Genomic DNA, 25,629 nt, shown 5'->3' with positions numbered 1-25,629 from the left:
GCGTGGCATCAACGCAGCAGCGCGATCGCGCGTTCGCCGATCACCATCCCGAGCAGGCCGACGAGCGCAACGAGCGGCGGGGCCGGCGAGCGTACGTGCAGCAGCGCGTACAACACGCCGACACCGATGCCCACCGCGAGCGAGGTTACGTAATCCATCATGACGGTCTCCCGTGGGTCCGGTGTCAGGGCTTGAGGATGACGCGCTCGCGCGCACCGGCCAGCACCGCGCGATACGCGTCGTGCGCACGCTCGAGCGGGTACACGTAGTCGTCGCCGATCGGGAACGGGCGCAGCGTGCCGTTGCCGAAGCCGGGCGCGAGCGTGTCGAGGATCTGCGCGACCGCGGCCGCGCCGAGCTGCAGCGAATCGATGCCCACGAACGTGTGCTGGCCGCGATAGAACGAGAGGATGTCGAACGGCACGCTGCGCTCGATCGTCGAGATGAAGATCTGCCGCGCGCCGATCGCCATCGACGCGTTCGCCGCGTCGAAATACGGGCTGCCGACCGTGTTGTAGACGACGTCCGCGCCGTGGCCGCCGGTCAACTCGCGCACCGCGTCGGCTACGGTCCGGCTCGACGCGTCGATCATGTGGACGTCGCCCGACGCGTGACCGCGATAGTCGCCGGGCCCGCGCTCGACGCCGATCACGGTCGCGCCGCGCGCGCTGGCGAGCTGGATCGCGGCCTGACCGACCTTGCCGTTCGCGCCGAACACGAGCACGACGTCGTCGGCCGTCGGCATCCCGGCGCGACGGAGGCCTTCGTACGCGGTGACGAACGGCACACCGACGCCGGCCGCCTCGTCGAGCGTCAGCACGCCCGGCTTGCGACGCACGTGCGCGGCGTCCAGCACGAGCCATTCCGCATGCGAACCGTCGCGCCCGACGCCGAGATCGCCGCCCGAGCCCCACACCGGCGCGCCGATCCAGTCGTCGGGGCCGCTGCGCACGATGCCGGCCCAGTCGCGCCCGGGTGTGCGCGGCCACACCGCATGCGGCATGCGGCCGAGCGCGGCCTTCACGTCGCTCGGGTTCACGCCGGCCGCGTGCACCTCGATCAGCACCTGGCCGTCGGCCGGTACGGGCGGGGCGATGTCCCGGACCCGCGCGTCGAGCGACTCGATGTCGGCGGCGGGGGTGTCGAAGCGGATGCTGCGCATGATGATCTCCGTGAAGATGGCGGCTGCCCGGCCCGGCGGGCCGGCGCGTGCGGCGGATGAAACCGGTGAATGCAGTCTAGTGGGCCCGGTTTGACACGGAAACGTGCAAAGGCGGATGATTGTTTTGCGTTATCCGCATAGCCAATTCCGCAGGCCCCCGCATGGACGACTTCCTTTCCCCGCACCTCGCGCTGTTCGTCGACGTGGTCGACCAGCAGAGCTTCTCGGCGGCCGCGCGCCGGCTCGGCGTCGCCGCGTCGTCGGTCACGCGGCGCATCGACCGGCTCGAGACGCAGCTCGGCATCCGGCTCCTGCATCGCACCACGCACGCGCTGCGGCCGACCGAGGCCGGGCAGCTTCTATATGGGCGCGCGACCCGCATGCTGGCCGAACTGCGCGGACTACAGGAAGACCTGCACAGCCAGCACGACGAACCGGGCGGCCTGCTGCGCATCGACTGTCCGGCGCCGTTCGGCCGGCGGCACCTGATGGCTGCGCTGGCCGCGTTCATGCAGCGTCATCCGGCGCTGCAGGTCGATCTCGTGCTGACCGACAGCATGGTCGACCTGCAGGGCGCACGGCTGGGCTCCGACGTCGATCTCGCGGTGCGCATCGGCCCGCTGGAGGACACGCGTTTCGTCGCGACGGTGCTGGCGCCGCAGCGGCGCGTGCTGTGCGCGAGCGCGGCCTACCTCGCCCGGCGCGGCGAGCCCGCCTCGCCCGACGCGCTCGCCGGCCACGACTGTCTCGCGTGGCATGGCGCGCCGCCGCCCGGCGCATGGCGCTTCGGCGAGCGCCGTCACGTGCCGGCGCAGCCGCGGTTTCGCAGCAATCATTCGGAAGCGCTGCTCGAGGCGGCGATCGACGGGCTCGGTCTCGCGCACCTGCCGACCTGGCTCGTGGCGGACGCGCTGCGCGACGGACGGTTGCGCGCGCTGCTGCCGCAGTACGCGGCGGCGCCCGAGCCGGCGACGATTCACGTGCTGCGTCAGCAGCCGCGCGGCAGTGCGCGCACGTCGCGGCTCGTCGCGTTCCTCGCCACGTGGTTCGCGCAGCCGGCGTGGGATGCCGCATGGGCGTGACGGCCGGCGAACGCCGTGCCGCATGAAAAAAGGGCCTCGCATGCGAGGCCCGTCAACAGGTCGGAGAAACCGGTACGCCGGCCGGCGCCGCGGGTCGCGCGGCGCCGGCCGGATCTGCACCGTTACTGCGTTACTACCTTGCGCGGCTTGAAGAGGCCCTGGTATTGCCGTGCCGGGCGTTCCTTCGTCACCGGCTCGATGCCGCCAAAGGTCGGCGTCTGGCGCAGCTTCATCGCGGCCGGCGAAGCGACCGAGCCGATCGACGTCGAGCGCGAAGCCGGCGCGAGGTTGTTCGCGACGAGCAGCGCCGCTTCGCTCTTCAGGTTTGCCAGCAGCACCGGATCGGTCGAGCCGTTCACCTGCGTGAGCAGCCCGCTCCACGCCGCGTCGCTGTAGTTCACGACGTAGTAGTCGAGACCGCTCGGGTCGGCGACCACGCCCGTGCAGCCGTCGATCCGCGTCTGCGCCTGCGTGTCCTTCAGCGCGAGCGTCGTGCGTTTCGCGAGACCCTGGCCGTACGCGAGCGTGATCGGCACCGTCCATTGCAGGCCCGGATACGCGTTCTTGTTCGGGAACGGCTGCTGTTTCAGCGTGACGATCGTCTGGTTCTTCGTCATGTCGCACTGCGTGTCGAGCGAGATCAGCGGCACGCCGGTCTGACGCACGTAGCTGTCGCCGATCGGGCCGACCGCCACGCCGCTTTCCTTCGACAGCGCGTCCCACAGACGCTTCGGCGTCCCGTTGCCGAACGAGTAGTCGACCAGGTACTGCTGGAGACCCTTGCGCAGCGTCTGCTCGCCGAGATAGTTCTCGAGCGTCTTCAGCACGTGGCCGCCCTTGTCGTACGTGAACGCGCTCGCGCTCAGCACGAAGTCGTTCGACGCCCAGTCGTTGAAGTTCGGCGCGACCGGGAACGCGTTCGGGCCGATGTCACGATTGATCACGCGATACTTGTTCTTCACCTGGTCGAGCCAGCTGAACTCGTCGGGGAAGAACTGGATCGTCGTCTTCGTCTCGAAGAACGTCGCGAACGATTCGTTGAGCCACACGTTGTCCCACCAGTCGGTCGTCACGAGATCGCCGAACCACTGGTGCGCCACTTCGTGCGTCAGCACTTCGTTGCCGTAGCGCGACATCGGCTGGCCCGGCTGCGGCAGGATGTCGTCGGCGAACTCGAGGATCGAGCCCCAGTTCTCCATCCCGCCGAAATTCAGGTCCTTCTGCTCCTTGAACGCGTCGTTCGCGGCCACCGTGTCGAACTTCGTCAGCGGCAGCGGGATGCCCGTGTAGCGGTAGTAGTAGTCGAGCGCCTGCTTGGTGCGGTCCATCGCCGGCTTCGCCCAGTCGCTCATGCCCGGCGGCGTGAACACGCGCAGGTGCAGGCCGCCCTTGCCGCCCGGCAGCGGGCTCGTGAAGTCGTCCTCGTAGGTGTCGAACAGGCCGCCGCCGAAGAACAGCAGGTACGACGGCATCGGCGGGGTCTTCTCGAACTGCACGAGCTTGTAGCCGCCGCCGACGTTGGTCGACGGCTTCTCGGCCGCGTTCGACACGACGCGCCAGTTCTGCGGCACTTCGGCCGTCACTTCATAGGTCGGGCGGAACGCCGGCTCGTCCCAGCCCGGGAACCACTGGCGCGACAGGTTGGTTTCGCCCTGCGTCAGGATCGCGCCGCTCGTCTTGCCGTCGGTGCCCTTCAGGTCGACGCGGAACACGCCTTCCGCGGCCGAGCAGCCCGGATACGGATCGTCGCCGCAGCTGCCGCCCGTCTGGTTGACCGGATCGTCATACGACTTGAAGTTGATGATGCCCGACCACTCCATGTGCAGCGAATAGTTGCCCGGTGCGATCGTGCCGGCGGTGGGGCGCAGCTGATAGAAGTCGCCCTTGTCCTGCGGCGTCGCGATCAGCTGGATGTTGCCCGGCTGCAGCGTGATGCGGCCGTTGGTGAACTTGATCCGGTGGCCGGCGATCACGATGTTGTTGACCGGCTTCAGCACCTTGATCTCGACGTCGGCGCGGCCGTCGAACGCGTTCAACGCGTCGTTCGGGCGGAACCACAGCCGGTAGTTCACGGGCACCACGGTGTCCGGCAATTCGACAGGCGAAACGCTCTTGTCGACGTTCGATGCGCTCGGCGGCGCGGTGACGGCGGGCGACGAGCCCGTATGCGGCGCGCCGGCGGAGCTGAGCGCGGAAGCGGAGCCCGCACCGCCGTCGTCGCCGCCGCACCCGGCTAGCGCGAGTGCGGCGACGAGCGGCAGATAACGCATCTTGCGAATATGAATCGACATGACTGAAACCTCGATTGTTGAAAGAATCGTTCAGTGCTGCGAAAACACCGGCAAAAGCGATCCCCTCGCCGTTTAATCAACAGCGAAAAAATGGCAATGACGGATTATTCGAAAAAGACGGCGGCCGACTACGTGAAGGTAATCATGGTTTACTGCCCCCTCTGAATTTCCGGATGTCGTTTAACTGGCCGGTTCAAAATGGCCGGGCGCGTGTTGTACTGAATTGATTTCGCGCGCACGACACGGGGCCGCGCGCCCGGCGCGGGCGCGCAATCCCTTTGAACCGACGACCTACGGGGCTGGCCGGGCCAGGCCGCAGGACGGATGGACAGCGTGTCGCCGTCCCGTAAATTCGCCGTCATGCGGCTTCAAGGTTTGTCGGCTTGCTCCCAGGATGCGTAAATATACTTGATGGTTTTGGGTAAAGGAAACGAAAAATTTAGAAAGAGCATCTATTGAATTCCGGGCGCTTCATTGAATGCCGGAAGTCATTAATGCGCTTTCCGTTTAGCCGGAAATTTCGTAGTTTTAATCTATTAACGATATTGCGTTGCCGCGGAAACTACGAAATCCGGTGACGGGCGGCACGGCCGGTACAGGCTCGGTCGGTACAATGCAGCGACGCGCCCCGTTCACCGCTTGCCGCGAGGAGACCTTCCCATGCCACGCACCCTGTCCCGTCTCGCACCGCTGCGCGCCGTGCTGCTGCTGTTTGCCGTCGGGTTCCTGCTGGGCGGTTGCGCGGCGCTCATGCGCGAGCCGGTGCGCGTGTCGGTCGCCGGGCTCGACCCGCTCGTCGGGCAGGGCCTCGAGATGCGCTTCAGCCTGAAGTTGCGCGTGCAGAATCCGACCGATGCGCCGATCGACTACGACGGCATCTCGGTCTCGCTCGACCTGAACGGCGCGCCGTTCGCGAGCGGCGTCAGCGACCGGGCGGGCACCGTGCCGCGGTTCGGCGAGGCCGTGCTCGACGTGCCGGTTTCGGTGTCGGCGTTCGCGGCTGCGCGGCAGGCGTGGAACCTGCCCGGCGCGGCCGCGAACGGCGAACTGCCGTATGCGCTGCGCGGCCGCCTCGCGGGCAGCGGGCTGGGCACCGTACACTTCAGCGACGCGGGCACGCTGCGCCTGCCGACCCTGCCGGGGTGGGGCGGATAGATCGTTCGGGTAACTTCAACGTCGGTCAAGTGTGTCCGAAAATTCACCATTTAACAGTCTTTGACGCTTATCTTCGTGAGATGTCGACTTTTGTCGATGGGCCCCCTTACACTTGCCGATGTCCGAGGGTCGGACATTCTTTTAGGGGAATTCCATGGCGGCAAAATTCGAGCTCAAGAAGGCCACGAACGGCCAGTACTACTTCCACCTGAAGTCGGCGAACGGCGAGATCATCCTCGCGAGCGAGCGGTACGAGGAGAAAAGCGGCGCGAGAAACGGGATCGCGTCCGTGCGGGAAAACGCGCCGCTCGACGAGCGCTACGAGCGCAAGCTCGCCCACAACGGTGAGCCCATGTTCAACCTGAAGGCAGCGAACCACCAGGTCATCGGCACGAGCGAAACGTACAGCAGCGCGCAGGCACGCGACAACGGCATCGCGGCCGTCAAGCGCGATGCGCCCACTGCGGAAACCTTCGATCTCGCCTGATCGACGGTGGCGCCGCGCGGATGCCTTCGGGCAGCCGTCGCGGCGCCCGTTTTGCCGGGTCGGGCAAAGCGCGGTATGGTGTGGTCCGCGCGGTGAATTCTCGCCGCCGTTGAAGCCAACCGTACCGAGTTCGCGTGACCGATTTCCCGCTTTTCCACTGGACCGACGCCGACGGCGCCGATCATGCCGTGCGCTGGCGCTCCGAAGCCGGCGTGCAACCGCCGAAGCGCGCGGTGCCCGCCGACGACCGCCTCACCGCCGATGCGGCCTACCGTCTCGCTTGCGAGGGCACCGCGCTCGTCTGGCAGGGCGACTTCCAGAATGCGCGCCAGCTCCTGCAGGCGATGGCGCGCCGTGTCGAACGCAAACCGAAGAAGGCGAAAGCCGCGGCCGGCGTCGACGCGTTCAACCTGCATCGTCTCGCGCAATCGCAGCGCGCCCGCACGCTCGGCATGCTGCTGATCCCGCTCGACGCCGATTACACGATCCCGCTGCGCCGCGCGCCCGACGTGCGGGCGGCCTGCGAGGAGGCGTACGGCCCCGGCGGTGTGCCGTCGGTCGTGTCGCTGCGCGAACTGCTCGGCCTCGTCGGCGCGCACGAGTGGCGCAAGAAGGGCGTGCCGATCCCGGCGCTCGGCGGCGCGCCGATCCATCCGCACTACGGCGTGTTCTCGCCGGTGCGCGGCGAATACGTCGAGCTCGTCGCGCGTGCGCCGCTGCCGGCGACGTCGCTCGCGTTCGATATCGGCACGGGCACCGGCGTGCTGGCGGCGGTGCTCGCGTCGCGCGGCGTCGAGCGCGTCGTCGCGACCGACCAGGATCCGCGCGCGCTCGCCTGCGCGCGCGAGAACGTCGCGCGGCTCGGCCATGCGGGCCAGGTCGAGATCGTCGAGGCCGACCTGTTTCCTGCCGGCCGTGCGCCGCTCGTGGTCTGCAACCCGCCATGGGTGCCGGCCCGGCCGAGCGCGCCGATCGAATACGCGGTCTACGACCCGGACAGCCGCATGCTGCGCGGTTTCCTCACGGGGCTCGCCGCGCATCTGGAGTCGGGCGGCGAGGGCTGGCTGATCCTGTCCGATTTCGCCGAGCATCTCGGCCTGCGGCCGCGCGACACCCTGCTGCAATGGATCGACGAAGCCGGCCTCGTCGTGCTCGGCCGCGACGACATCCGCCCCGCGCATCCGAAGTCGACGGACGCCGACGATCCGCTGCATGCGGCGCGTCGCGCCGAGGTTACGTCGCTGTGGCGGCTCGGCGCCCGGGCCTGACCGCGTATTTTCGGTAAACTACCGCCATTCCTCACGAATTTCCGCCGCCGGGCCGTGGTCGACCGACCGTGGCCCGGCGTCGCTTCACGATGTCGAACAAGACCCACGAAATCCGCCCGGAGCAGTCCGTCGAGCTGCTGAAGGAACTGCACATCCTCACCCGCGACGGGAAGCTGAACCAGGACAGCCGGCGCAAGCTGAAGCAGGTCTATCACCTGTTCCAGTTCATCGAGCCGCTGCTCGCCGGCGTGCAGGCCGACAAAGGCCACGTGACGCTCGTCGATCATGGCGCCGGCAAGTCGTATCTCGGCTTCATCCTGTACGACCTGTTCTTCAAGCAGCAGCCGGGGCACGGCACGCCGGCGTTCGCGTCGCACGTGTACGGCATCGAGACGCGCGAGGAACTCGTCGCGCGCTCGACCGAGCTTGCCGCGCGGCTCGGGTTCGGCGGCATGTCGTTCCTGAACCTGTCGGTCGCCGATTCGATCACGTCGCCGCAACTGCCCGACACGGTCGACGTCGTCACCGCGCTGCATGCGTGCGACACGGCGACCGACGACGCGATCCGCTTCGCGCTCGCGAAGCGCGCGCAGCACATCGTGCTGGTGCCGTGCTGCCAGGCGGAAGTCGCGGGCGTGCTGCGCAAGAACAAGGGCAAGTCGCTCGCGAATGCGCTGACCGAGGTGTGGCGGCATCCGCTGCATACGCGCGAATTCGGCAGCCAGATCACCAACGTGCTGCGCTGCCTGCAGCTCGAGGCGCACGGCTACCAGGTCAGCGTGACCGAGCTGGTCGGCTGGGAGCATTCGATGAAGAACGAGCTGATCATCGCGCAGTACAAGAACCTGCCGCGCCGCAAGCCGGGCGAGCGGTTGAACGAGATCCTCGCGATGTTCGGGCTGGCCGAGCTGAACGAGCGTTTCTTCGTCGCGCAAGCCGCCGCGGCGGGCGACGCCGCCGTCGAGCCGGCCGAAGGCTGACGCGCGCGCGGGCATGGCGCCCGCGCCACGCACGTTGCACGCTCACACGTCGTCGCCCGGCCGGCGCATCCATTCGCGCCAGCCTTCGTGGCCAAGGCGGCGCAGCGTTTCCTGATTCTTTTCGTAGATCGCGGACGCGTCCGGGAACGCGTCGACCGCGCGTGCGATGCTGTCCTCGCGCAGCAAGTGCAGGATCGGATACGGCGCGCGGTTCGTGTAGTTCTCGATGTCGTCGGGTTCGGTGCCGTCGAACTGGTATTGCGGATGGAAGCTCGCGATCTGCAGCACGCCGTCGAGCCGCAATTGCCGCACGAGCCGCTCGGCGAAGAACAGCGCATCGTTGTAGTCGACGAAATCGGCGAACGCGTGCGGGTAGATCACGAGCGTCGTATCGATCTGCTGCGGGTCCGCCGCTTCCAGCGCGCGCAGCTCGGTTTCGAGTTCGGCGAGCGCGTCTTCCAGCGTCGTCGCGTTGCTGATCGCGTAGCGCACCTGTTCCTTCACGTAGACGCTTTTCGCGAACGGGCACAGATTGAGCCCGATCACCGCGCGCGCGAGCCAGTGTCGCGTGGCGGCGAGGATGTCGTCGTGCGAATCGGGGCGGGTGTCGGTCATCGTGATACCAGTCGGGCGGAAGGGCGAAGAGGGCCGCATTGTAGCGGGCGCGCCGCGGACGAACGCCCGCGGCCCGTCACGCGCAGGCCGCCTCGATCAATTGCGTGACGAGTGCGGGCGCGGTGCCGATCGGCGTTTCGCCATGCCGGTAGGTCTGGCTGGCCGCATAGATGCCTTCGACCACCAGCGCGAGCGCATCGGCGAGCGCCTTCGGCTGCCGCGCGCCGGCGCCTTCGCACAGTGCGACGAGCCGTTTCATCAGCTGCTCCTTGTTCTGCGCGACGCGTTCGCGCGCCGGGTGCGACGCATCCGGGAATTCGGCGGCGACGTTGACGAACGGGCAGCCGCGATAGTCCTTTTGCGTCGCGCGCTCGGCGAGATCGGCGAAGTACTGGATCAACTGCGCCTTCGGCTGGCCCGGATGCTTCGCGGCGCTCGTGTCGAGCCGCTCGAAGAAGCACGCGTCCATCCGTTCCAGATACGCGAGGATCAGCTCGTCCTTCGACGAGAACTGGCGGTACAGGCTCATCTTGTTGACGCCCGCGCGTTCCACCACCGCCTCGACGCCGACCGTGCGCACCCCTTCCTTGTAAAACAACTCCTCGGCGGCACGCAGCAGATGCTCCTGCGCGGTGGCGCCGTCGATCGGCCGGCGCGTGCGCCGCGCCAGCGGTTTGGCGACCTCGATGCCCGACATGATGGCCCTCGACTACGTAATGGATTGCTTGACATGTTACCGACTGGTAACTACGATCGCAACACAGTTGTGACCGGTCGGTAACAATCGCGGCCGGATCGACAGACGAATGCCAAGCGTCGGCCCGGGTCAGCCGATGTTGAAATGCGCGGCGGAGGTGGCCTGGTCGGGGCGGCGTGGTGCGATGGCGCCGGAACCGCCAACTGGAGAACGTGAAGATGAACTGGGCAGTGACACGAATCGGCGGGCGCTTCCATTACGGATGGCTCGCGGCGGCGGTGGTATTCCTGATCCTGCTGGCGGCGGCCGGCACGCGCGCGACGCCGAGCGTGCTGATGGTGCCGCTCGAACGCGAGCTCGGCTGGAGCCGCGCGGCGATTTCGCTGGCGATTTCGGTGAACATCGCGTTGTATGGCCTGACGGGCCCGTTCGCGGCCGCCGCGATGCAGCGCTTCGGGCTGCGTCCGACGATCCTCACCGCGCTCGTGACGATGAGCGCGGGCGTTGCGCTGTCGTCGATGATGACGCAGAGCTGGCAGATGGTGCTGATCTGGGGGCTGATGGTCGGCTGCTCGACGGGCGTCGTCGCGCTGACGCTGTCCGCCACCTTCGTCACGCGCTGGTTCCATGCGCGGCGCGGCCTCGTGATGGGGATCCTGACCGCGAGCACGGCCACCGGCCAGCTCGTGTTCCTGCCGATGCTCGCGGCGATCGCGCAGCGCCACGGCTGGCGGCCGGTCGTGCTGGTCGTCGCGGTGGCGGCCGCGATCGTGATTCCGCTGGTCGCGTTCCTGCTGCCCGAGCGGCCGGCCGACGTGAAGCTGCGCCCGTACGGCGAGCCGGCCGATACGCCGGCGGCGCCCGATGCGACGAAGGAGAATCCGCTCGCGGTCGCGTTCCGCACGCTGCTGATGGCGAGCCGTTCGCGCGACTTCTGGCTGCTGTTCTTCAGCTTCTTCATCTGCGGCGCGAGCACCAACGGCTATGTCGGCACGCACCTGATCGCGATGTGCAGCGACTACGGGATGACCGAAGTGCAGGGTGCGTCGCTGCTCGCGGCGATGGGCGTGTTCGATCTGTTCGGTACGACGCTGTCGGGATGGTTGTCCGACCGTTACGACAACCGCGTGCTGCTGTTCTGGTACTACGGGCTGCGCGGGCTGTCGCTGATCTACCTTCCGCATGCGTTCGGGATCGATTTCTTCGGGCTGCCGCTGTTCGCGATGTTCTACGGGCTCGACTGGATCGCGACCGTGCCGCCCACCGTGCGGCTCGCGACCGACGTGTTCGGCAAGGCCGCGGCGCCGGTCGTGTTCGGCTGGATCGTCGCCGGCCACCAGCTCGGCGCGGCGTTCGCGGCGCTCGGCGCCGGGCTGCTGCGCGCGAGCCTCGGCACCTACACGATCGCGTCGATGATCTCGGGCGGGCTGTGCATCGTCGGCGCGCTGATCGTGCTGCGGATCAATCGCGGCCCGTCGCGCGCGGCCGCGCAGGCGGCCTGAGCGCGGCGGACCGGCCGGCCGCACACCGCGGCCGGCCATTGCACGCGCGGCGATTTGCATAGCGCGGCAGGATCGGGCGCGCTGTCGCCCAAGCGGGTATGCTTGCGGTTCGCCGGGCGTTCGCGCCCCTTCATCGATGTCAGCGAGGAACCGCATGTCCGTCAAACCTGCTCCCACCACTGTTTCGATTCACGATCTGATCGCGGGCCGCTGGAGCCCCCGCGCGTATTCGGATGAAGCCGTCAGCGCCGGCGATCTCCACGCGGTGCTCGAAGCGGCACGCTGGGCCCCGTCCGCGTACAACGCGCAACCGTGGCGCTTCATCGTATTCGATCGCACCCAGGACGAAGACGCGTTCAAGCGCGCGTTCGCGACGCTGGTGCCGTTCAACCAGGGCTGGAATGCACCGGCGCCGGTGCTGATCGCGGTCACCGCGCACACGCTGACGCCGAAGGGCGAGCCGGCGCCGACCGCGCTGTACGACGCCGGCGCCGCCGCGATGTCGCTGGTGCTGCAGGCGCACGCGCTCGGCCTCGCCGCGCACCAGATGAGCGGGTTCGACGCGAAGGCATTCCGCGACGCGTTCGCGATTCCGGCGGATGTCGCGATCGTGTCGATCATTTCGCTCGGCCACTACGGCGACGTCGACAAGCTCGATCCCGTGCTGCGCGATCGCGAGAAGGCGCCGCGCACGCGCCACGCGCTCGGCGAAGTCGTCTACGCGGGTGCGTGGAAGAAGAGCTTCGACGCAGCGGCCTGACCCCGCGGGTGGGCAGGCTGCGTCGCGCATCCTGTCCGCGCCCGTTTCCGGCGCGCCACGCCGCGCGCCGTCGCCACCGGCGCCCGTTGCGCGGCCCCGGTGGCGGGCCCCGGTTGTGATCCCGCGGGCTTCATGTTAAAAAGCCGGTCCTTTCCGTTTTCGCGCCGGCCTGCTGCGGCAATTTCCCATGACTTACTGCGCGATCGATTTCGGCACGTCCAATTCCGCCGTGGCGCTGCCCGACGGCGATGGCATGCGCCTCGCGCCCGTCGAGGGCGACCACCTGACGCTGCCCACCGCGATCTTCTTCAACAACGACGAGGAGACGGTCGAATACGGCCGGGCGGCGCTGGCTTCCTATATCGACGGCTTCGACGGCCGGCTGATGCGCTCGATGAAGAGCATCCTCGGCTCGCCGCTCGCGGAAACGACGACCGATCTCGGCGACGGCAGCGCGATCGCGTACACCGAAATCATCGCGCGCTTCCTGACGCACCTGAAGCGCAAGGCCGAAGCGCGCGCGGACGCGCCGATCGGCCGTGCGGTGCTCGGCCGGCCGGTGTTCTTCGTCGACGACGATCCGCGCGCCGACCGTCTCGCCCAGGATCAGCTCGAGGCGGCCGCGCAATCGGTCGGCTTCGCGGACGTTCACTTCCAGTACGAACCGATCGCCGCCGCATTCGACTACGAATCCCGCCAGCCGGCCGAGCGTCTCGTGCTGGTCGCCGACATCGGCGGCGGCACGTCCGACTTCTCGCTGGTGCGCGTCGGCCCGGCGCGGATGGCGCGGCTCGAGCGCAAGGACGACGTGCTGGCGCACCACGGCGTGCACGTCGCGGGCACCGACTACGACCGGCGTGTCGAGCTGGCGGCGATCCTGCCCGCATTCGGCTACCGTTCGCTCGACCCGGAAGGGCGCGAGCTGCCGAACAAGATCTACTTCGATCTCGCGACCTGGCACCTGATCAACACCGTCTACACGCCGAAGCGCGTCGGCGAGCTGAAGCTGATGAAGCACCTGTACCAGGACGTGCGGCAGTACGACCGGCTCACGAGCGTGGTCGAGCAGCGGCTCGGGCACGCGCTGATGGCGCGTGCGGAAGAAGCGAAGATCGGCGTCGCGGCGGGCGGGGAGACGATGATCGACCTGAACGACGTGGAAGAGGATCTGCTGATCGCATTCGACGCGAATCGCCTCGTCGACGCGAGCCGCGACGATACCGCACGCATCGTCGACGCCGCGCGCGAGACGGTGCGGCTCGCGGGCGTGGCGCCGCGCGACGTCGGTGCGCTGTATTTCACCGGCGGTTCGACGGGGCTTGCATTCCTGTCGGGCGCGCTCGCCGGTGCGTTCCCGGATGCGCAGCCGGTGTTCGGCGATCGCCTCGCGAGTGTCGCGACGGGGCTCGGCATTCACGCGCAGCGACTGTTCGGCTGAACGGCGGGCGGCTACGGGCCGCCATGCGCCACCATGTAGGACGACCGGCGCGCAAAAACAAAAAGCCCCGCCGAAGCGGGGCTTTTTTACACGAATAATCGCGCCAAGCTTAGACCGGACGGATGTTCGCAGCTTGCAGACCCTTCGGGCCCGTCTTCACTTCGAATTCAACCTTCTGGTTTTCTTGCAGCGTCTTGAAGCCTTCGACGCGGATTTCCGAGAAGTGCGCGAACAGATCGTCGCCGCCGCCTTCCGGGGTGATGAAGCCGAAGCCCTTTGCGTCATTGAACCACTTGACGGTACCGGTTGCCATGTTACTTGTTCCTAAAAAAATAAAACGGGGCCGAGGCCCATGGGGTGCGGAAAATCAAGGAAGGGGTAATAGGACCAACCGGAGTACCGTTGATGGGCGAACTACGAAAGAACCAATTCACTCGCCGCTTGAAATCCTGCGAAGTCCTTTATACGGCTAATCCTTCTGACGGTCAACCGTATTCCCATGCTCTCAGGGTTATTGCGGATATCCGGTTTACAAAGCTTGCAAGCGATGCGAATTTTTTGTAGGGGTCGATCGATTTTGGCGCCACGTTCGAGGTGCAACCGTTAAACTACGCGCCGCGTGGACGGGTTGCCCCGATCGGGTAACCCTCCCCCCAAGAATGCGTGCGCGGCGCGCTCCGAGCCGATCCCGGACCGCAGGCCGACCATGCTTTTTGAGACACAGGAGAGGATGTGAAGAGTTCTATTCAACGGAACATCGGCCCGTTTGCATTGATGCTGACGGGGCTGGGTTCGATTATCGGCTCGGGCTGGCTGTTCGGTGCCTGGAAGGCCGCGAAGATCGCCGGTCCGGCGGCGATTTGCGCATGGATCATCGGTGCCGTCGTGATTCTCGCGATTGCGCTGACGTATGCGGAACTGGGGGCGATGTTCCCCGAATCGGGCGGCATGGTGCGTTACGCGCGCTACTCGCACGGTTCGCTGGTGGGCTTCATCAGCGCATGGGCCAACTGGATCGCGATCGTATCCGTGATCCCGATCGAGGCCGAAGCATCGATCCAGTACATGAGCACGTGGCCGTATCCGTGGGCGCACGCGCTGTTCGTGAACGGTGAATTACAGACGCTCGGGCTGCTGCTGTCGGCCGTGCTGGTCGTCGTCTACTTCATGCTGAACTACTGGGGCGTCAAGGCCTTCGCGCGGGCGAACACCGCGATCACGATCTTCAAGTTCCTGATCCCCGGCCTCACGATCCTCGGCCTGATGCTGTCGAGCTTCCATTCGGAGAACCTCGGCACCGCATCCAATGCCAGCTTCGCGCCGTACGGCTGGTCGGCCGTGCTGACCGCGGTCGCGACGAGCGGCATCGTGTTCGCGTTCAACGGCTTCCAGAGCCCGGTGAACCTGGCCGGTGAAGCGCGCAATCCGTCGCGCAGCGTGCCGTTCGCGGTGATCACGTCGATCCTGCTCGCACTCGTGATCTACGTGCTGCTGCAAATGGCGTATATCGGTTCGGTGAACCCGGCCGACGTCGCGAAGGGCTGGGAGCACTTCAACTTCTCGTCGCCGTTCGCGGAGCTCGCGATCGCGCTGAACCTGAACTGGCTCGCGATCCTGCTGTACGTCGACGCGTTCATCAGCCCGAGCGGCACCGGCACGACCTACATGGCGACGACCACCCGCATGATCTACGCGATGGAGCGCAACAACACGATGCCGAAGATGTTCGGCAACGTGCACCCGATCTACGGCGTGCCGCGCCAGGCGATGTGGTTCAACCTGCTCGTGTCGTTCATCTTCCTGTTCTTCTTCCGTGGCTGGAGCTCGCTCGCGGCGGTGATCTCGGTCGCGACGGTGATCTCGTACCTGACCGGCCCGATCAGCCTGATGGCGCTGCGCCGTTCGGCGACCGACATCGAGCGTCCGCTGTCGATTCCGCTGATGAAGCTGATCGCGCCGTTCGCGTTCGTGTGCGCGTCGCTGATCCTGTACTGGGCGAAGTGGCCGCTGACGGGCGAAATCATCCTGCTGATGATCGTCGCGCTGCCGGTGTATTTCTACTTCCAGGCGAAGTCGGGCTGGACCGGCTGGGGCGCCGACCTGAAGGCCGCGTGGTGGCTGGTCGCATACTTGCCGACGATGGCCGTGCTGTCGCTCATCGGCAGCAAGGAGTTCGGCGGTCATGGCTACCTGCCGTATGGCTGGGACATGCTGATCGTCGCGGCGATTTCGCTGGTGTTCTACTTCTGGGGCGTGAATACCGGCTACCGGACCCAGTATCTCGACGAGCGCGAGTCGCACGACGAGATCCTCGAAGGGGTCGGTGTCTGACGCGTGACCTGTCGCCGGATTCGGCGGCGGCAGGATGCAGCGCAAAAAAGCCCGCCCGAGCGCGATATTCGGGCGGGCTTTTTGTTGACTGGCTCGGCGGTTGCACCGCCGTCCGGGTTCAGGCGTCGGCGTTCGCGAACACGTAGTTCGTCATCGCGAGCACGCGCTGGTAGGTGCCGAGCGACTGGATGCCGAGCCGGTAGTCGTCGTCCGCCGCGCCGAGCGCCGTGAAGACCGGCAGCAGGTGCTCGTCGGTCGGATGCATCAGCGCCGCGTGCGGCGCTTGCCGGCGATAGTCGAGCAGCGCATCGACGTCGCGCGCGGCCAGTTTCGCCTCGAACCAGTCGGTGAATTCGGCGACGCGCGGGTCCGCATCCTCGGGCGCCGCGCCGAAATCGGCGGCGCGCAGGTTGTGCGTGATCTGGCCCGAGCCGATCACCATCACGCCTTCGTCGCGCAGCGGCCGCAGCGCGCGGCCGAGCGCGAAGTGATGCGCGGCGTTCGCGCGCGGCTGGATCGACAGTTGCGCGACCGGCACGTCGGCTTCCGGAAACATCAACAGCATCGGCACCCACGCGCCGTGATCGAGCCCGTGTTCGGTCGTCGCGGTCGCGATGCCGGCCGCGTTCAGCAGCGCGGCCGCGCGTTCGGCGACGTCCGGTGCGCCTGGCGCCGGATAGCGGATGTCGTACAGCGCCTGCGGGAAACCGTAGAAATCGTGGATCGTGTCCGGATGCGCGGCGACGCTCGCGACCGGCTGTTGCGTGCCCCAGTGCGCGGACAGCATCAGCACCGCGCGCGGGCGCGGCAACTCGGCGCCGAGGTGCGTGAACGCGCCGGACGGCAGCGTCGGGTCGATCGGCAATGTCGGGGCGCCGTGCGACAGGTACAGCGAAGGCAAGCGGTTCATGGTGATGACCTGCAAAAGGGACTGCCTGTGACTATAGGCGCGTACCGTGTATTGATAAATCGGCGATCGAGAATTTGATTGACGCTTGTTTGTTGATAATCGTGGCGACGGCAGGCGATCGAATGCGGATTCGCATCCAAAGGTGTGAAATCGATGGAGTTGCAGTGCGAATCGAAGGAGATCCGCGCAGAAGGATGGCTTACTGCGCGTGCCGGATGCCGGGCCACGGCGTCGTGAGCGGCGCGCTGAGCGCGAACAGGTCGAGCACGCGCGTGACGGTCTGGTCGACGAGTTCCTCGATCGTCTTCGGCATCGCGTAGAACGCGGGCAGCGGCGGGAAGACGATGCCGCCCATTTCGGTGACGGCGGTCATGTTGCGCAGATGCGCGAGGTTGAACGGCGTTTCGCGCACCATCAGCACGAGACGGCGGCGTTCCTTCAGCGTGACGTCGGCCGCGCGCGTGATCAGGTTGTCGGACAGCCCGTGCGCGACGCTCGCGAGCGTCTTCATCGAGCAGGGCGCGATCACCATGCCGTCGGTCGCGAACGAGCCCGACGCGATCGTCGCGCCGACGTCGCGCACCGAATGCACGACGTCCGCACGGCGTTCGACATCGGCCTTCGGCAGCTTCAGCTCATGCTGGATGTTGAGCCAGCCGGCGTTCGAGATCAGCAGATGCGTTTCGACGCCGCCGGCGGCGCGCAGCAGGTCGAGCAGCCGCACACCATAGATCGCGCCGGTGGCGCCGGTGATCGCGACGATCAGCCGGCGCGGCGGCGCGCTGGGAGATGCCATCGAAAAGGGGCGGGTGCCGCGTGTTAGGCGGCGGCGAACAGTTGCTGGAGTTCGCCCGACTGGTACATCTCCATCATGATGTCCGAGCCGCCGATGAATTCGCCCTTCACGTACAGCTGCGGGATGGTCGGCCAGTTCGAGAATGCCTTGATGCCCTGGCGGATTTCGTCGTCCTCGAGCACGTTGACCGTCTTGAACTGGTCGACGCCGCAGGCCTTCAGCACCTGCACGGCGCGGCCCGAGAAGCCGCACATCGGGAATTGCGCGTTGCCCTTCATGAAGAGCACGACCTGGTTTTCGTCGACGATTTGCTTGATACGTTGTTGGGTGTCCATGACTGACCTTGCGTTTGCGGGGCGTTAGATCGAAATGATAGCGGATTTCAACCGGGCGGGCCGGCCATCAGCCCGGCAGGCGGCCGCCGGTCGTGCGTTCGATGGCGGCGAGATCGGCCAGCGATTCGACCGCGACGAAGCCGTGCGACGCCAGGATCGCGCGGACGGCTTCGGCCTGGTCGTAGCCGTGCTCGATCCAGAGCGTGCCGCCCGGTTTCAGATGTGCGCCGGCGCCCGCGACGATCGCGCGGATCGCGCTGAGGCCGTCGGCATCGTCGGTGAGCGCACCGCGCGGCTCGAAACGCAGGTCGCCTTGCGCGAGGTGCGGGTCGTGCTGCGCGATGTACGGCGGGTTGCTGACGATCGTATCGAACGCGAGCGCGGGATCGAGCGCTGCGTACCAGTCGCTCTGCAGCCAGTGCAGCGGGCCGCCTGGGCGCCGCGCGTCGAGCAGTTTGTCGGCGTTGCGTTGCGCGACCGCGAGCGCGGCCGGCGAGCGGTCGAGCGCCCAGACGCGCGCATCGGGACGCTCGGCCGCGATCGACACGGCGATCGCGCCGCTGCCGGTGCCGAGGTCGAGCACGGCGGCATGCGGCAGCCCGCCGATCGCGTCGAGCGCGGCTTCGACGAGCAGCTCGGTTTCGGGGCGCGGGATCAGCACGTCGGGCGTCACGTCGAACGGGCGGCCGAAGAACTCGCGCATCCCGACCAGTTGCGCGACGGGCTCGCCGGCGACGCGGCGCGCTTCCAGTGCGCGGAAGCGTTCGACCGCGGCGTCGTCGAGCGGCGCGTCGCCGCGCGTGATCAGCTGCGTGCGGGTCCAGCCGAGCGCATGCGCGAGCAGCACGCGCGCATCGACCGGATCGAGCGGCGATGCGCGTAGCAGCGCGTCGGCGGTGGTGTCGGACATCGCGGCCTCAGTCGGCTTCGCCGAGCGACGCGAGCAGCTCGGCCTGGTGCTCGGTGACGAGCGCGCCGATCAGTTCGTCGAGATCGCCGTCCATGATCGCCTCGAGCCGGTACAGCGTCAGGTTGATCCGGTGGTCGGTCATCCGGCCCTGCGGGAAGTTGTACGTGCGGATTCGCTCCGAGCGGTCGCCGGAGCCGATCAGGCTCTTGCGCGTCGCGGCTTCCTTCGCGTGCTGCTCGTGATACTGCTTGTCCTTGATGCGCGCGGCGAGCACCTTCAGCGCACGATCCTTGTTCTTGTGCTGCGAGCGATCGTCCTGGCATTCGACGACGATCCCGGTCGGGATGTGCGTGACGCGCACCGCCGAATCGGTCTTGTTGATGTGCTGGCCGCCCGCGCCGGACGCGCGGAACGTGTCGATGCGCAGGTCGGCCGGATTGATCTCGACCTCGCCGATTTCGTCCGCTTCCGGCATCACGGCGACCGTGCACGCAGACGTATGGATGCGCCCTTGCGTCTCGGTGGCCGGCACGCGCTGCACGCGATGGCCGCCCGATTCGAACTTCAGGCGCGAATACGCGCCCTGGCCCGCGATCCGCACGATCACTTCCTTGTAGCCGCCGAGATCCGACGCGCTCTCCGACATCATTTCGACCTGCCAGCGCTGGCGTTCCGCGAAGCGCAGGTACATGCGCAGCAGGTCGCCCGCGAACAGCGCCGATTCGTCGCCGCCGGTGCCCGCGCGGATTTCGAGGAAGATGTTGCGGTCGTCGTTCGGATCCTTCGGCAGCAGCATCTTCTGCAGCTCGGTCTCGAGGCGCGCCATGCCCTCGCGCGCGCTGCGGATCTCGTCTTCCGCGAAATCGCGCATCGACGGATCGGCGAGCAGCTCCTGCGCGGCCGTCTCGTCGCTGCGCGACTGGCGCCATAACGCGTATTGCTCGACGACCGGGCCGAGTTCCGCATGTTCGCGTGTCAGCTTGCGGTACTGGTCGAGGTCGGCCGTGACGTTTTCGCGGCTCAGCAGGTCGTTCAGTTCGGCCAGCCGTGTGGACAGCTGGTCGAGCTTGCGTTGCATGCTCGTCTTCATGGTGTGGAGCGGCGCTCCCGGGCAAGGGGTATTCGGAAAGGATAGGCCGGCGGCAGGGCGACCGGGCGGCGCTAGTGGCCGGATGGGTCGTTCGAGCGCGGCGCGTGCTGGTAGAAGCCGCGCATCAGGTCGATCAGCGAATCGCGATCGGCGCCGTTGACGCGGTTGAGCGCGCTCGTCGGGCCGTGGATCAGCTTGTTTGTCAGCGCCTGCGACAGCGCTTCGAGCACCGCAGCCGGATCGTCACCGCGCGCGAGCAGCTTCTGCGCCTTCTCGACTTCGGCCCGGCGCAGCGCGTCCGCCTGCGTATGCATGTGACGGATCACCGGCACGACGCTGCGCGTGTCGAGCCATTGCATGAAATTCTGCACGCGGGTTTCGATGATCGCTTCGGCCTGGGCAACCGCGGCCTGGCGCGACGCGTTGCCCTCGCGCACGATCGCGCCGAGATCGTCGACGGTGTAAAGGAACACGTCCTTCAGCTTGCCGACTTCGGGCTCGATGTCGCGCGGCACCGCGAGGTCGACCATGAAGATCGGCCGGTGGCGGCGCGCCTTCACCGCGCGCTCGACCGCGCCAAGGCCGATGATCGGCAACGTCGACGCGGTGCACGACACGATGATGTCGAATTCGTGCATGCGCGTGGGCAGGTCGGCCAGCGGCATCGCGCGGCCGTTGAAGCGTTCGGCGAGCCGCTGGCCGCGTTCGGCCGTGCGGTTCGCGACGACGAGTTCGCGCGGGCCTTGCGCGGCGAAGTGCGTCGCGCACAGCTCGATCATTTCGCCGGCGCCGATGAACAGCACACGCTGATCCGACACCTTTTCGAAGATCCGCTGCGCGAGGCGCACCGCGGCGGCGGCCATCGACACCGACTGCGTGCCGATTTCGGTCGTGCCGCGCACTTCCTTCGCCACCGCGAACGTGCGCTGGAACAACTGGTTCAGGTAGGTGCCGAGCGCGCCCGCTTCGGTCGCGGTGCGAACGGCATCCTTCATCTGGCCCAGAATCTGGGTTTCGCCGAGCACCATCGAATCGAGGCCGGATGCGACGCGAAACGCGTGCCGGACCGCTTCCGACTGCGGCAGCGCATAGACGTGCGGCGCGAGCTCGTCGACCGGAATCCGGTGATATTCCGACAGCCAGCGGAGCGCGCCTTCGCGGGCCGCGCGATCGTCGGTCGCGCAATACAGTTCGGTGCGGTTGCAGGTGGAAAGGATCGCCGCCTCGGGCGTATTGGGCGCCTGCGGGCCGAGAAACACGTTCTTGAACGTGACGAGAGCCGGTTTGATTTGCTCGAGCGGAAACGCCACGCGTTCGCGCAGGGCGACAGGCGCAGTGTGGTGGTTGATTCCGATCGTGAGGAGTTGCATATCGAGGGCTATCGTTTAGCCCCATATTATAGCGTTTCAGTGATTTCCTCACTCGCTGCATACCGGGCATCGGCGTGGCGGGGCCGCGAATTTGGGGGTTCGATCGGCACGCGGTCGAGCTGATAGCCGAAGCCGTAGAGCGGCAACAGCCGGTAGCCGCGCTCCGGAAGCAACTGCAATTTGCTGCGCAGCCGGGACGCATGCGTGTCGAGCGTGCGCGACTTCATGTCGCGGCGGCGGCCCCATACCGTTTCGAGGATATGGGCGCGCGACACGGGCCGCGACACGTTCGTGAGCAGCAACTGCGCGAAACGGAACTCCTTCGGCGTGAGTGAAACGATTGCGTCGCCGAAACGCACGAGGCAATGCGTGGCGTCGAATGCGTATTCGCCATACGTTTCGCGCGAGCGAGCGGGTGCGCGCCGTACGCCCGCGCGCCGGCTTAGCGCGTTGACGCGCGCGAGAAACTCGGGCCCGCTCACGGGGCGCACGAGGCAATCGTCGGCGCCCGCGTGCAGGCACGAGACGATTTCGCTTTCGCGCGCCGACTGCATCATGGCAATGGCCGGCAGCCCGGGCAGGACCGCCTGCGCGCGCGGAATGACTTCCTGCGCCGGCTGATCGCCGGCCCAGTGGCCGGTGACCAGCATGTCGCAGGTGTTGTCGGCGGCGAGCCATTCGAAGAATGCGGTGCTGGACGGAAACGCATGGCACACATGACCGCCCGCGAAGAGCAGGCGGTTCAGGAGTGCGCTATGACGCGACTCCGGATCGATCAGAGCGATTCGCATGACGATTTCTTCAATACGGCAGCCGGTGTGCGCTTGCCATAACGTCGAGTCGGCCCCTACACTCGAATGTTCGCGGCGCCCGGCTGGTCTCGGGTTCGATGGATGAATCGATGCTAGCCGCTGGCAACGTTCACGCCTATGGGACGAATCTGAATTTATAGAAGGCGTTGAATGAACTGGTTTGGAATCCTTGTCCTGGGAGCGGCCGTCGGGCTGTTCGGCCGCTGGCTGCATCCGATGCGGCGCACGCGTCGGCCGGCGTGGTGGATCGCGGTGCTCGTCGGCATCGTGGGCGCGGCCGCCGCCCGCATGGTCGGCAATCTCTCGGGACTGTTTTACGATGGCGAGACGCTCGAATGGCCGGTCTGCACCGGCGTCGCGTTCCTCGCCGTAGCCGTGACGGTCGCGCTGTCGGCCCGTCGCTGAATGCTCTCAGGTGAAATCATGAATGCCCGTCTCCCCGAAGTCTCGCCGGTGCCGGCCCGTCTCGCGCTGCTGCGTGACGCGATGGCCCGCGAGAACCTGGCCGCCTATCTCGTGCCGTCCGCCGATCCCCATCTGTCCGAATACCTGCCGGAACGCTGGCAGGCGCGCCGCTGGCTGTCGGGTTTCACGGGCTCGGTCGGCACGCTGGTCGTGACCGCAGAGTTCGCGGGGTTGTGGGTCGACAGCCGCTACTGGGTGCAGGCCGACGCCGAGCTGGCGGGCACGGGCGTGCAGCTGATGAAGATGACGGGCGGGCAGCAGAGCGCACCGCACGTCGACTGGCTCGCGCAGAACGTGGCGGCCGGCGCGACGGTCGGCGTCGATGGCGCCGTGCTCGGCGTCGCGGCCGCGCGCGGGCTGACGGCCGCGCTGAGCGCGCGCGGCATTGCGCTGCGCACCGACGTCGACCTGCTCGACGCGATCTGGCCGGAGCGGCCGGGGCTGCCCGCCGACGCGGTGTTCGAGCACGTGGCGCCGCAGGCCGACACGACGCGCGCGAGCAAGCTGGCCGACGTGCGCCGCGCGATGCACGCGCAGGGCGCGCAATGGCACTTCGTGTCGACGCTCGACGATCTCGCGTGGCTGTTCAACCTGCGCGGCGCCGACGTCAACTTCAATCCGGTGTTCGTTGCGCACGCATTGATCGGCGCCGATCGCGCGACGCTGTTCGTCGCCGACGGCAAGGTGCCGCCGGCGCTGGCCGCGTCGCTCGCGCAGGATGGCGTCGACGTCCGCGCGTACGACGCCGCGCGCGCGTCGCTCGCGGCGCTGCCCGACGGCGCGACGCTGCTGATCGACCCGCGCCGCGTGACGTTCGGCACGCTCGAGGCCGTGCCGGCCGGCGTGAAGCTCGTCGAGGCCGTGAATCCGTCGACGTTCGCGAAATCGCGCAAGACCGCCGCCGAGATCGAGCACGTGCGCGTGACGATGGAGCACGACGGCGCCGCGCTCGCGGAGTTCTTCGCGTGGTTCGAACAGGCCGTCAATCGCGAGACGATCACCGAACTGACGATCGAGGAAAAGCTCACGGCCGCGCGCGCCCGGCGCCCCGGCTACGTGTCGGCGAGCTTCGCGACGATCGCCGGCTTCAACGCGAACGGCGCGATGCCGCACTACCACGCGACGCGCGAGTCGCACGCGACGATCGCCGGCGATGGCCTGCTGCTGATCGATTCGGGCGGCCAGTACATCACGGGCACGACCGACATCACGCGCGTCGTGCCGGTCGGCACCGTCAGCGACCTGCAGCGGCGCGATTTCACGATCGTGCTGAAGTCGATGATGGCGCTGTCGCGCGCCCGCTTCCCGCGCGGCATCCGCTCGCCGATGCTCGACGCGATCGCCCGTGCGCCGATGTGGGCGGCCGGGCTCGACTACGGCCACGGCACCGGGCATGGCGTCGGTTACTTCCTGAACGTGCACGAAGGCCCGCAGGTCATCTCGCACTACGCGCCGGCCGAGCCGTACACGGCGATGGAAGAGGGGATGATCACGTCGATCGAGCCGGGCGTGTACCGTCCGGGCCAGTGGGGCATCCGGATCGAGAACCTGGTCGTGAACCGGGCGGCCGGGAAGACGGAGTTCGGCGATTTCCTCGCGTTCGAGACGCTGACGCTGTGCCCGATCGACACGCGCTGCGTGCTGATCGAGATGCTGCACGACGAAGAGCGCGCGTGGCTGAACACGTATCACGCGACGGTGCGCGAGCGTGTCGGCCGGCACCTGAGCGGCGACGCGAAGGCGTGGCTCGACGCGCGCACGCAGCCGATCTGACGCAACGCGCGGCAACGGCCGGATGGCGATTCGGTCACGATCGAACGACGGCCGGACGATAACAGTGAGGGCAAGCAATGGCGGATACGGCGGTGATCGTGGTCGACATGCAGCGCGGGCTGGTGGAGCGGGCGCGGCCCGCGTACCGGCTCGACGACGTGGTGTCGGGCATCAACCGGTTGACGGCGGCGGCGCGCGCGGCGAACGCGCCGGTGTGCTTCGTGCAGCACGACGGCGACGCGGACGACGACGTCGTGCCCGGCACGTCGGGCTGGGAACTGCATGCGGGGCTGGTCGTCGGCCGCGACGACTGGCGCGTGCGCAAGCAGGTGAGCGACGCGTTCCACGACACGCCGCTCGCGGCGCAGCTCGATCGCCACGGCATCCGTTCGGTGCTGATCTGCGGCTATGCGACCGAGTTCTGCGTCGATTCGGCCGCGCGCCGTGCCGCGCTGCTCGGCTATCGGACGACCGTCGTGTCCGACCTGCACACGACGAACGAGCGCGCGCACCTGTCGGCGGCGCAGATCGTCGCGCACCATCAGTTCATCTGGCACAACAATTCGCTGTCGGGCAACGCGGTGACGCCGCGTCCGCTCGCGGACGTGCTCGCCACGGAGTTCGCATGACGATCAAGGCAGTGGTGTTCGATTTCGGCGGCGTGCTGATCGACTGGAGCCCCGAGTACCTTTACCGTCAGCTGATTCCCGATGCCGCCGAGCGCCGCTGGTTCCTCACGCACGTGTGCGCGATGGACTGGGTGGTCCGCCAGGACGGCGGGCAGACGATCGACGAAGGCACGGCCGAACTCGTCGCGAAGTTTCCGGAGCACGAGGCGCTGATCCGCGCGTTCTACGCGCGCTGGCACGAGATGATCGGCGGCGTGCTCGACGAGGGCGCGGCGCTCGTCGACCGGCTGGACGCGCAGGGCATGCCGCTGTTCGGGCTGACGAACTGGTCCGCGCAGACGTTTCCGTATGCATGGGACAACTTCCCGGTGCTGCGCCGCTTCAAGGACATCGTCGTGTCGGGCCGCGTGAAGCTCGTGAAACCCGATCCGGCGATCTACCGCGAGATGCATGCGCGGATCGACCCGCACCTGCCGGGAATCGCGCCGCACGAGCTCGTGTTCATCGACGACAACGCGCACAACGCGGCGGCCGCGACGGCGCTCGGCTGGCATGGTATTCATCACACGAGCGCGGCGGCGACCGAAGCGCGGCTGCGCGAACTGGGCGCGCTGGTGTAAGCGGCGGGGAAGCCACGCGGGATAAAAAAAGCGAGCCAAGTGAACTGCACCCCAAAAGTTGGACACTAGTCCAACCTTTGGGGTGTTTTACATGACGAAGTACAACGAGCAGTTCAGACAAGGCATCGTTGACGAGTATCTGGCCGGCGGA

At 67.4% G+C, this 25,629-nt stretch carries 27 protein-coding genes; 14 read left to right on the top strand and 13 right to left on the bottom strand.

All coding sequences use genetic code 11. The annotated features are described in order from the left end of the window. Nucleotides 1-8: 8 nt before the first annotated feature. Both HWX55_RS33450 and HWX55_RS33445 read right to left on the bottom strand, forming a co-directional pair. Entirely contained in the window at nucleotides 9-161 is a 153-nt protein-coding gene (locus tag HWX55_RS33450) for a DUF1427 family protein (protein WP_080334215.1), read from the bottom strand. Nucleotides 162-184: 23 nt separating this feature from the next. Beyond that, nucleotides 185-1,162: a zinc-binding alcohol dehydrogenase family protein gene (locus HWX55_RS33445; protein ID WP_175978799.1), complete on the bottom strand. Its 978-nt coding sequence runs from the start codon at nucleotides 1,160-1,162 to the stop codon at nucleotides 185-187. A 161-nt stretch (nucleotides 1,163-1,323) separates the two neighbouring features. On the opposite strand from HWX55_RS33445, the gene HWX55_RS33440 reads away from it, so the two are divergent. Continuing rightward, nucleotides 1,324-2,244 (top strand): LysR family transcriptional regulator, encoded by a 921-nt coding sequence (locus HWX55_RS33440; RefSeq protein WP_175978798.1) that lies wholly within the window; start codon nucleotides 1,324-1,326, stop codon nucleotides 2,242-2,244. A gap of 122 nt (nucleotides 2,245-2,366) precedes the next feature. Here the strand turns inward: HWX55_RS33440 and HWX55_RS33435 are convergent, their stop codons facing one another. Beyond that, entirely contained in the window at nucleotides 2,367-4,535 is a 2,169-nt protein-coding gene (locus HWX55_RS33435; RefSeq protein WP_175978797.1) for a M1 family metallopeptidase, read from the bottom strand. A 14-nt stretch (nucleotides 4,536-4,549) separates the two neighbouring features. On the opposite strand from HWX55_RS33435, the gene HWX55_RS33430 reads away from it, so the two are divergent. From HWX55_RS33430 to HWX55_RS33410, 5 genes are all read left to right on the top strand, one after another. Then, nucleotides 4,550-4,762 (top strand): hypothetical protein, encoded by a 213-nt coding sequence (locus tag HWX55_RS33430; RefSeq protein ID WP_175978796.1) that lies wholly within the window; start codon nucleotides 4,550-4,552, stop codon nucleotides 4,760-4,762. 433 nt (nucleotides 4,763-5,195) lie between these two features. Beyond that, entirely contained in the window at nucleotides 5,196-5,690 is a 495-nt protein-coding gene (locus HWX55_RS33425) for an LEA type 2 family protein (RefSeq protein ID WP_175978795.1), read from the top strand. Between the two features lie 154 nt (nucleotides 5,691-5,844). Next, nucleotides 5,845-6,177, top strand: coding sequence for a YegP family protein (locus HWX55_RS33420; RefSeq protein ID WP_175978794.1), 333 nt, complete (start codon nucleotides 5,845-5,847; stop codon nucleotides 6,175-6,177). A gap of 134 nt (nucleotides 6,178-6,311) precedes the next feature. Next, entirely contained in the window at nucleotides 6,312-7,445 is a 1,134-nt protein-coding gene (locus HWX55_RS33415; RefSeq protein ID WP_175978793.1) for a class I SAM-dependent methyltransferase, read from the top strand. A gap of 89 nt (nucleotides 7,446-7,534) precedes the next feature. Next, a complete protein-coding gene (locus tag HWX55_RS33410; protein ID WP_175978792.1) occupies nucleotides 7,535-8,425 on the top strand; it encodes an SAM-dependent methyltransferase in 891 nt (296 codons plus the stop codon). A gap of 42 nt (nucleotides 8,426-8,467) precedes the next feature. Here the strand turns inward: HWX55_RS33410 and HWX55_RS33405 are convergent, their stop codons facing one another. Further along, the gene (locus HWX55_RS33405; RefSeq protein WP_175978791.1) at nucleotides 8,468-9,040 is read right to left on the bottom strand and encodes a DUF1415 domain-containing protein; all 573 of its coding nucleotides are present in this window, start codon (nucleotides 9,038-9,040) and stop codon (nucleotides 8,468-8,470) included. Between the two features lie 76 nt (nucleotides 9,041-9,116). After that, complete coding sequence (locus HWX55_RS33400) at nucleotides 9,117-9,737, bottom strand: TetR/AcrR family transcriptional regulator (protein ID WP_050013084.1); 621 nt, start codon at nucleotides 9,735-9,737, stop codon at nucleotides 9,117-9,119. Between the two features lie 218 nt (nucleotides 9,738-9,955). Here HWX55_RS33400 and HWX55_RS33395 point away from each other — a divergent pair, with 218 nt between their 5' ends. The 3 genes from HWX55_RS33395 to HWX55_RS33385 all read left to right on the top strand — a co-directional run bounded on the left by HWX55_RS33395 (nucleotide 9,956) and on the right by HWX55_RS33385 (nucleotide 13,437). Then, a complete protein-coding gene (locus tag HWX55_RS33395) occupies nucleotides 9,956-11,239 on the top strand; it encodes an MFS transporter (RefSeq protein WP_050013083.1) in 1,284 nt (427 codons plus the stop codon). Nucleotides 11,240-11,393: 154 nt separating this feature from the next. Continuing rightward, on the top strand, nucleotides 11,394-11,999 hold the full coding sequence (locus HWX55_RS33390; protein WP_175978790.1) for a nitroreductase family protein: 606 nt from the start codon (nucleotides 11,394-11,396) through the stop codon (nucleotides 11,997-11,999). Between the two features lie 187 nt (nucleotides 12,000-12,186). Further along, nucleotides 12,187-13,437, top strand: a complete 1,251-nt coding sequence (locus HWX55_RS33385) for an Hsp70 family protein (protein ID WP_175978789.1) — start codon at nucleotides 12,187-12,189, stop codon at nucleotides 13,435-13,437. 109 nt (nucleotides 13,438-13,546) lie between these two features. Here HWX55_RS33385 and HWX55_RS33380 read toward each other — a convergent pair whose 3' ends face one another. After that, nucleotides 13,547-13,750, bottom strand: coding sequence for a cold-shock protein (locus tag HWX55_RS33380; RefSeq protein WP_006477070.1), 204 nt, complete (start codon nucleotides 13,748-13,750; stop codon nucleotides 13,547-13,549). A gap of 419 nt (nucleotides 13,751-14,169) precedes the next feature. On the opposite strand from HWX55_RS33380, the gene HWX55_RS33375 reads away from it, so the two are divergent. Continuing rightward, entirely contained in the window at nucleotides 14,170-15,768 is a 1,599-nt protein-coding gene (locus HWX55_RS33375) for an APC family permease (protein ID WP_050013080.1), read from the top strand. 118 nt (nucleotides 15,769-15,886) lie between these two features. Here HWX55_RS33375 and HWX55_RS33370 read toward each other — a convergent pair whose 3' ends face one another. The 7 genes from HWX55_RS33370 to HWX55_RS33340 form a co-directional block, all read right to left on the bottom strand. Further along, on the bottom strand, nucleotides 15,887-16,678 hold the full coding sequence (locus HWX55_RS33370) for a class III extradiol ring-cleavage dioxygenase (protein WP_175978788.1): 792 nt from the start codon (nucleotides 16,676-16,678) through the stop codon (nucleotides 15,887-15,889). 199 nt (nucleotides 16,679-16,877) lie between these two features. Next, a complete protein-coding gene (locus HWX55_RS33365) occupies nucleotides 16,878-17,474 on the bottom strand; it encodes a UbiX family flavin prenyltransferase (protein WP_175978787.1) in 597 nt (198 codons plus the stop codon). Between the two features lie 23 nt (nucleotides 17,475-17,497). Then, a complete protein-coding gene (gene grxD / locus HWX55_RS33360; RefSeq protein WP_006477066.1) occupies nucleotides 17,498-17,809 on the bottom strand; it encodes a Grx4 family monothiol glutaredoxin in 312 nt (103 codons plus the stop codon). A gap of 67 nt (nucleotides 17,810-17,876) precedes the next feature. Then, nucleotides 17,877-18,719 carry a peptide chain release factor N(5)-glutamine methyltransferase gene (gene prmC, locus HWX55_RS33355; RefSeq protein WP_175978786.1) on the bottom strand — a complete coding sequence of 281 codons (843 nt, stop codon included), beginning with the start codon at nucleotides 18,717-18,719 and terminating at the stop codon, nucleotides 17,877-17,879. Nucleotides 18,720-18,726: 7 nt separating this feature from the next. After that, the gene (gene prfA, locus HWX55_RS33350) at nucleotides 18,727-19,809 is read right to left on the bottom strand and encodes a peptide chain release factor 1 (RefSeq protein WP_006477064.1); all 1,083 of its coding nucleotides are present in this window, start codon (nucleotides 19,807-19,809) and stop codon (nucleotides 18,727-18,729) included. Nucleotides 19,810-19,880: 71 nt separating this feature from the next. Further along, nucleotides 19,881-21,179, bottom strand: coding sequence for a glutamyl-tRNA reductase (gene hemA, locus HWX55_RS33345; protein WP_050013076.1), 1,299 nt, complete (start codon nucleotides 21,177-21,179; stop codon nucleotides 19,881-19,883). A gap of 26 nt (nucleotides 21,180-21,205) precedes the next feature. Beyond that, nucleotides 21,206-21,970, bottom strand: a complete 765-nt coding sequence (locus HWX55_RS33340) for a response regulator transcription factor (RefSeq protein ID WP_124557528.1) — start codon at nucleotides 21,968-21,970, stop codon at nucleotides 21,206-21,208. Nucleotides 21,971-22,141: 171 nt separating this feature from the next. Here HWX55_RS33340 and HWX55_RS33335 point away from each other — a divergent pair, with 171 nt between their 5' ends. The 4 genes from HWX55_RS33335 to HWX55_RS33320 all read left to right on the top strand — a co-directional run bounded on the left by HWX55_RS33335 (nucleotide 22,142) and on the right by HWX55_RS33320 (nucleotide 25,478). Next, the gene (locus tag HWX55_RS33335) at nucleotides 22,142-22,396 is read left to right on the top strand and encodes a hypothetical protein (RefSeq protein WP_089488127.1); all 255 of its coding nucleotides are present in this window, start codon (nucleotides 22,142-22,144) and stop codon (nucleotides 22,394-22,396) included. Nucleotides 22,397-22,414: 18 nt separating this feature from the next. After that, nucleotides 22,415-24,229 (top strand): aminopeptidase P family protein, encoded by a 1,815-nt coding sequence (locus HWX55_RS33330; protein WP_175978785.1) that lies wholly within the window; start codon nucleotides 22,415-22,417, stop codon nucleotides 24,227-24,229. Between the two features lie 77 nt (nucleotides 24,230-24,306). Next, a complete protein-coding gene (locus HWX55_RS33325; RefSeq protein WP_175978784.1) occupies nucleotides 24,307-24,858 on the top strand; it encodes a cysteine hydrolase family protein in 552 nt (183 codons plus the stop codon). Continuing rightward, nucleotides 24,855-25,478 carry an HAD-IA family hydrolase gene (locus HWX55_RS33320; protein ID WP_175978783.1) on the top strand — a complete coding sequence of 208 codons (624 nt, stop codon included), beginning with the start codon at nucleotides 24,855-24,857 and terminating at the stop codon, nucleotides 25,476-25,478. The genes HWX55_RS33325 and HWX55_RS33320 overlap by 4 nt, the downstream gene beginning before the upstream one ends. Nucleotides 25,479-25,629 lie beyond the last annotated feature (151 nt).

It is taken from the genome of Burkholderia sp. BCC1047 (assembly GCF_902833155.1).
GTDB lineage: Bacteria > Pseudomonadota > Gammaproteobacteria > Burkholderiales > Burkholderiaceae > Burkholderia > Burkholderia sola.
Note: the sequence above shows the minus strand (reverse complement) of the source record. Positions and strands in the feature narration are given on the sequence as shown.

Excerpts from the sequence above, each read along its gene's own strand:
- HWX55_RS33380 (WP_006477070.1), bottom strand. The coding sequence starts at position 13,750 with ATGGCAACCGGTACCGTCAAGTGGTTCAATGACGCAAAGGGCTTCGGC.
- HWX55_RS33385 (WP_175978789.1), top strand. The coding sequence starts at position 12,187 with ATGACTTACTGCGCGATCGATTTCGGCACGTCCAATTCCGCCGTGGCG.
- HWX55_RS33395 (WP_050013083.1), top strand. The coding sequence starts at position 9,956 with ATGAACTGGGCAGTGACACGAATCGGCGGGCGCTTCCATTACGGATGG.
- HWX55_RS33450 (WP_080334215.1), bottom strand. The coding sequence starts at position 161 with ATGATGGATTACGTAACCTCGCTCGCGGTGGGCATCGGTGTCGGCGTG.
- prmC (WP_175978786.1), bottom strand. The coding sequence starts at position 18,719 with ATGTCCGACACCACCGCCGACGCGCTGCTACGCGCATCGCCGCTCGAT.
- HWX55_RS33325 (WP_175978784.1), top strand. The coding sequence starts at position 24,307 with ATGGCGGATACGGCGGTGATCGTGGTCGACATGCAGCGCGGGCTGGTG.
- HWX55_RS33365 (WP_175978787.1), bottom strand. The coding sequence starts at position 17,474 with ATGGCATCTCCCAGCGCGCCGCCGCGCCGGCTGATCGTCGCGATCACC.
- HWX55_RS33420 (WP_175978794.1), top strand. The coding sequence starts at position 5,845 with ATGGCGGCAAAATTCGAGCTCAAGAAGGCCACGAACGGCCAGTACTAC.
- HWX55_RS33435 (WP_175978797.1), bottom strand. The coding sequence starts at position 4,535 with ATGTCGATTCATATTCGCAAGATGCGTTATCTGCCGCTCGTCGCCGCA.
- HWX55_RS33320 (WP_175978783.1), top strand. The coding sequence starts at position 24,855 with ATGACGATCAAGGCAGTGGTGTTCGATTTCGGCGGCGTGCTGATCGAC.
- prfA (WP_006477064.1), bottom strand. The coding sequence starts at position 19,809 with ATGAAGACGAGCATGCAACGCAAGCTCGACCAGCTGTCCACACGGCTG.
- HWX55_RS33370 (WP_175978788.1), bottom strand. The coding sequence starts at position 16,678 with ATGAACCGCTTGCCTTCGCTGTACCTGTCGCACGGCGCCCCGACATTG.
- HWX55_RS33405 (WP_175978791.1), bottom strand. The coding sequence starts at position 9,040 with ATGACCGACACCCGCCCCGATTCGCACGACGACATCCTCGCCGCCACG.
- HWX55_RS33340 (WP_124557528.1), bottom strand. The coding sequence starts at position 21,970 with ATGCGAATCGCTCTGATCGATCCGGAGTCGCGTCATAGCGCACTCCTG.
- HWX55_RS33425 (WP_175978795.1), top strand. The coding sequence starts at position 5,196 with ATGCCACGCACCCTGTCCCGTCTCGCACCGCTGCGCGCCGTGCTGCTG.
- HWX55_RS33330 (WP_175978785.1), top strand. The coding sequence starts at position 22,415 with ATGAATGCCCGTCTCCCCGAAGTCTCGCCGGTGCCGGCCCGTCTCGCG.
- hemA (WP_050013076.1), bottom strand. The coding sequence starts at position 21,179 with ATGCAACTCCTCACGATCGGAATCAACCACCACACTGCGCCTGTCGCC.
- HWX55_RS33445 (WP_175978799.1), bottom strand. The coding sequence starts at position 1,162 with ATGCGCAGCATCCGCTTCGACACCCCCGCCGCCGACATCGAGTCGCTC.
- HWX55_RS33410 (WP_175978792.1), top strand. The coding sequence starts at position 7,535 with ATGTCGAACAAGACCCACGAAATCCGCCCGGAGCAGTCCGTCGAGCTG.
- HWX55_RS33400 (WP_050013084.1), bottom strand. The coding sequence starts at position 9,737 with ATGTCGGGCATCGAGGTCGCCAAACCGCTGGCGCGGCGCACGCGCCGG.
- grxD (WP_006477066.1), bottom strand. The coding sequence starts at position 17,809 with ATGGACACCCAACAACGTATCAAGCAAATCGTCGACGAAAACCAGGTC.
- HWX55_RS33335 (WP_089488127.1), top strand. The coding sequence starts at position 22,142 with ATGAACTGGTTTGGAATCCTTGTCCTGGGAGCGGCCGTCGGGCTGTTC.
- HWX55_RS33440 (WP_175978798.1), top strand. The coding sequence starts at position 1,324 with ATGGACGACTTCCTTTCCCCGCACCTCGCGCTGTTCGTCGACGTGGTC.
- HWX55_RS33390 (WP_175978790.1), top strand. The coding sequence starts at position 11,394 with ATGTCCGTCAAACCTGCTCCCACCACTGTTTCGATTCACGATCTGATC.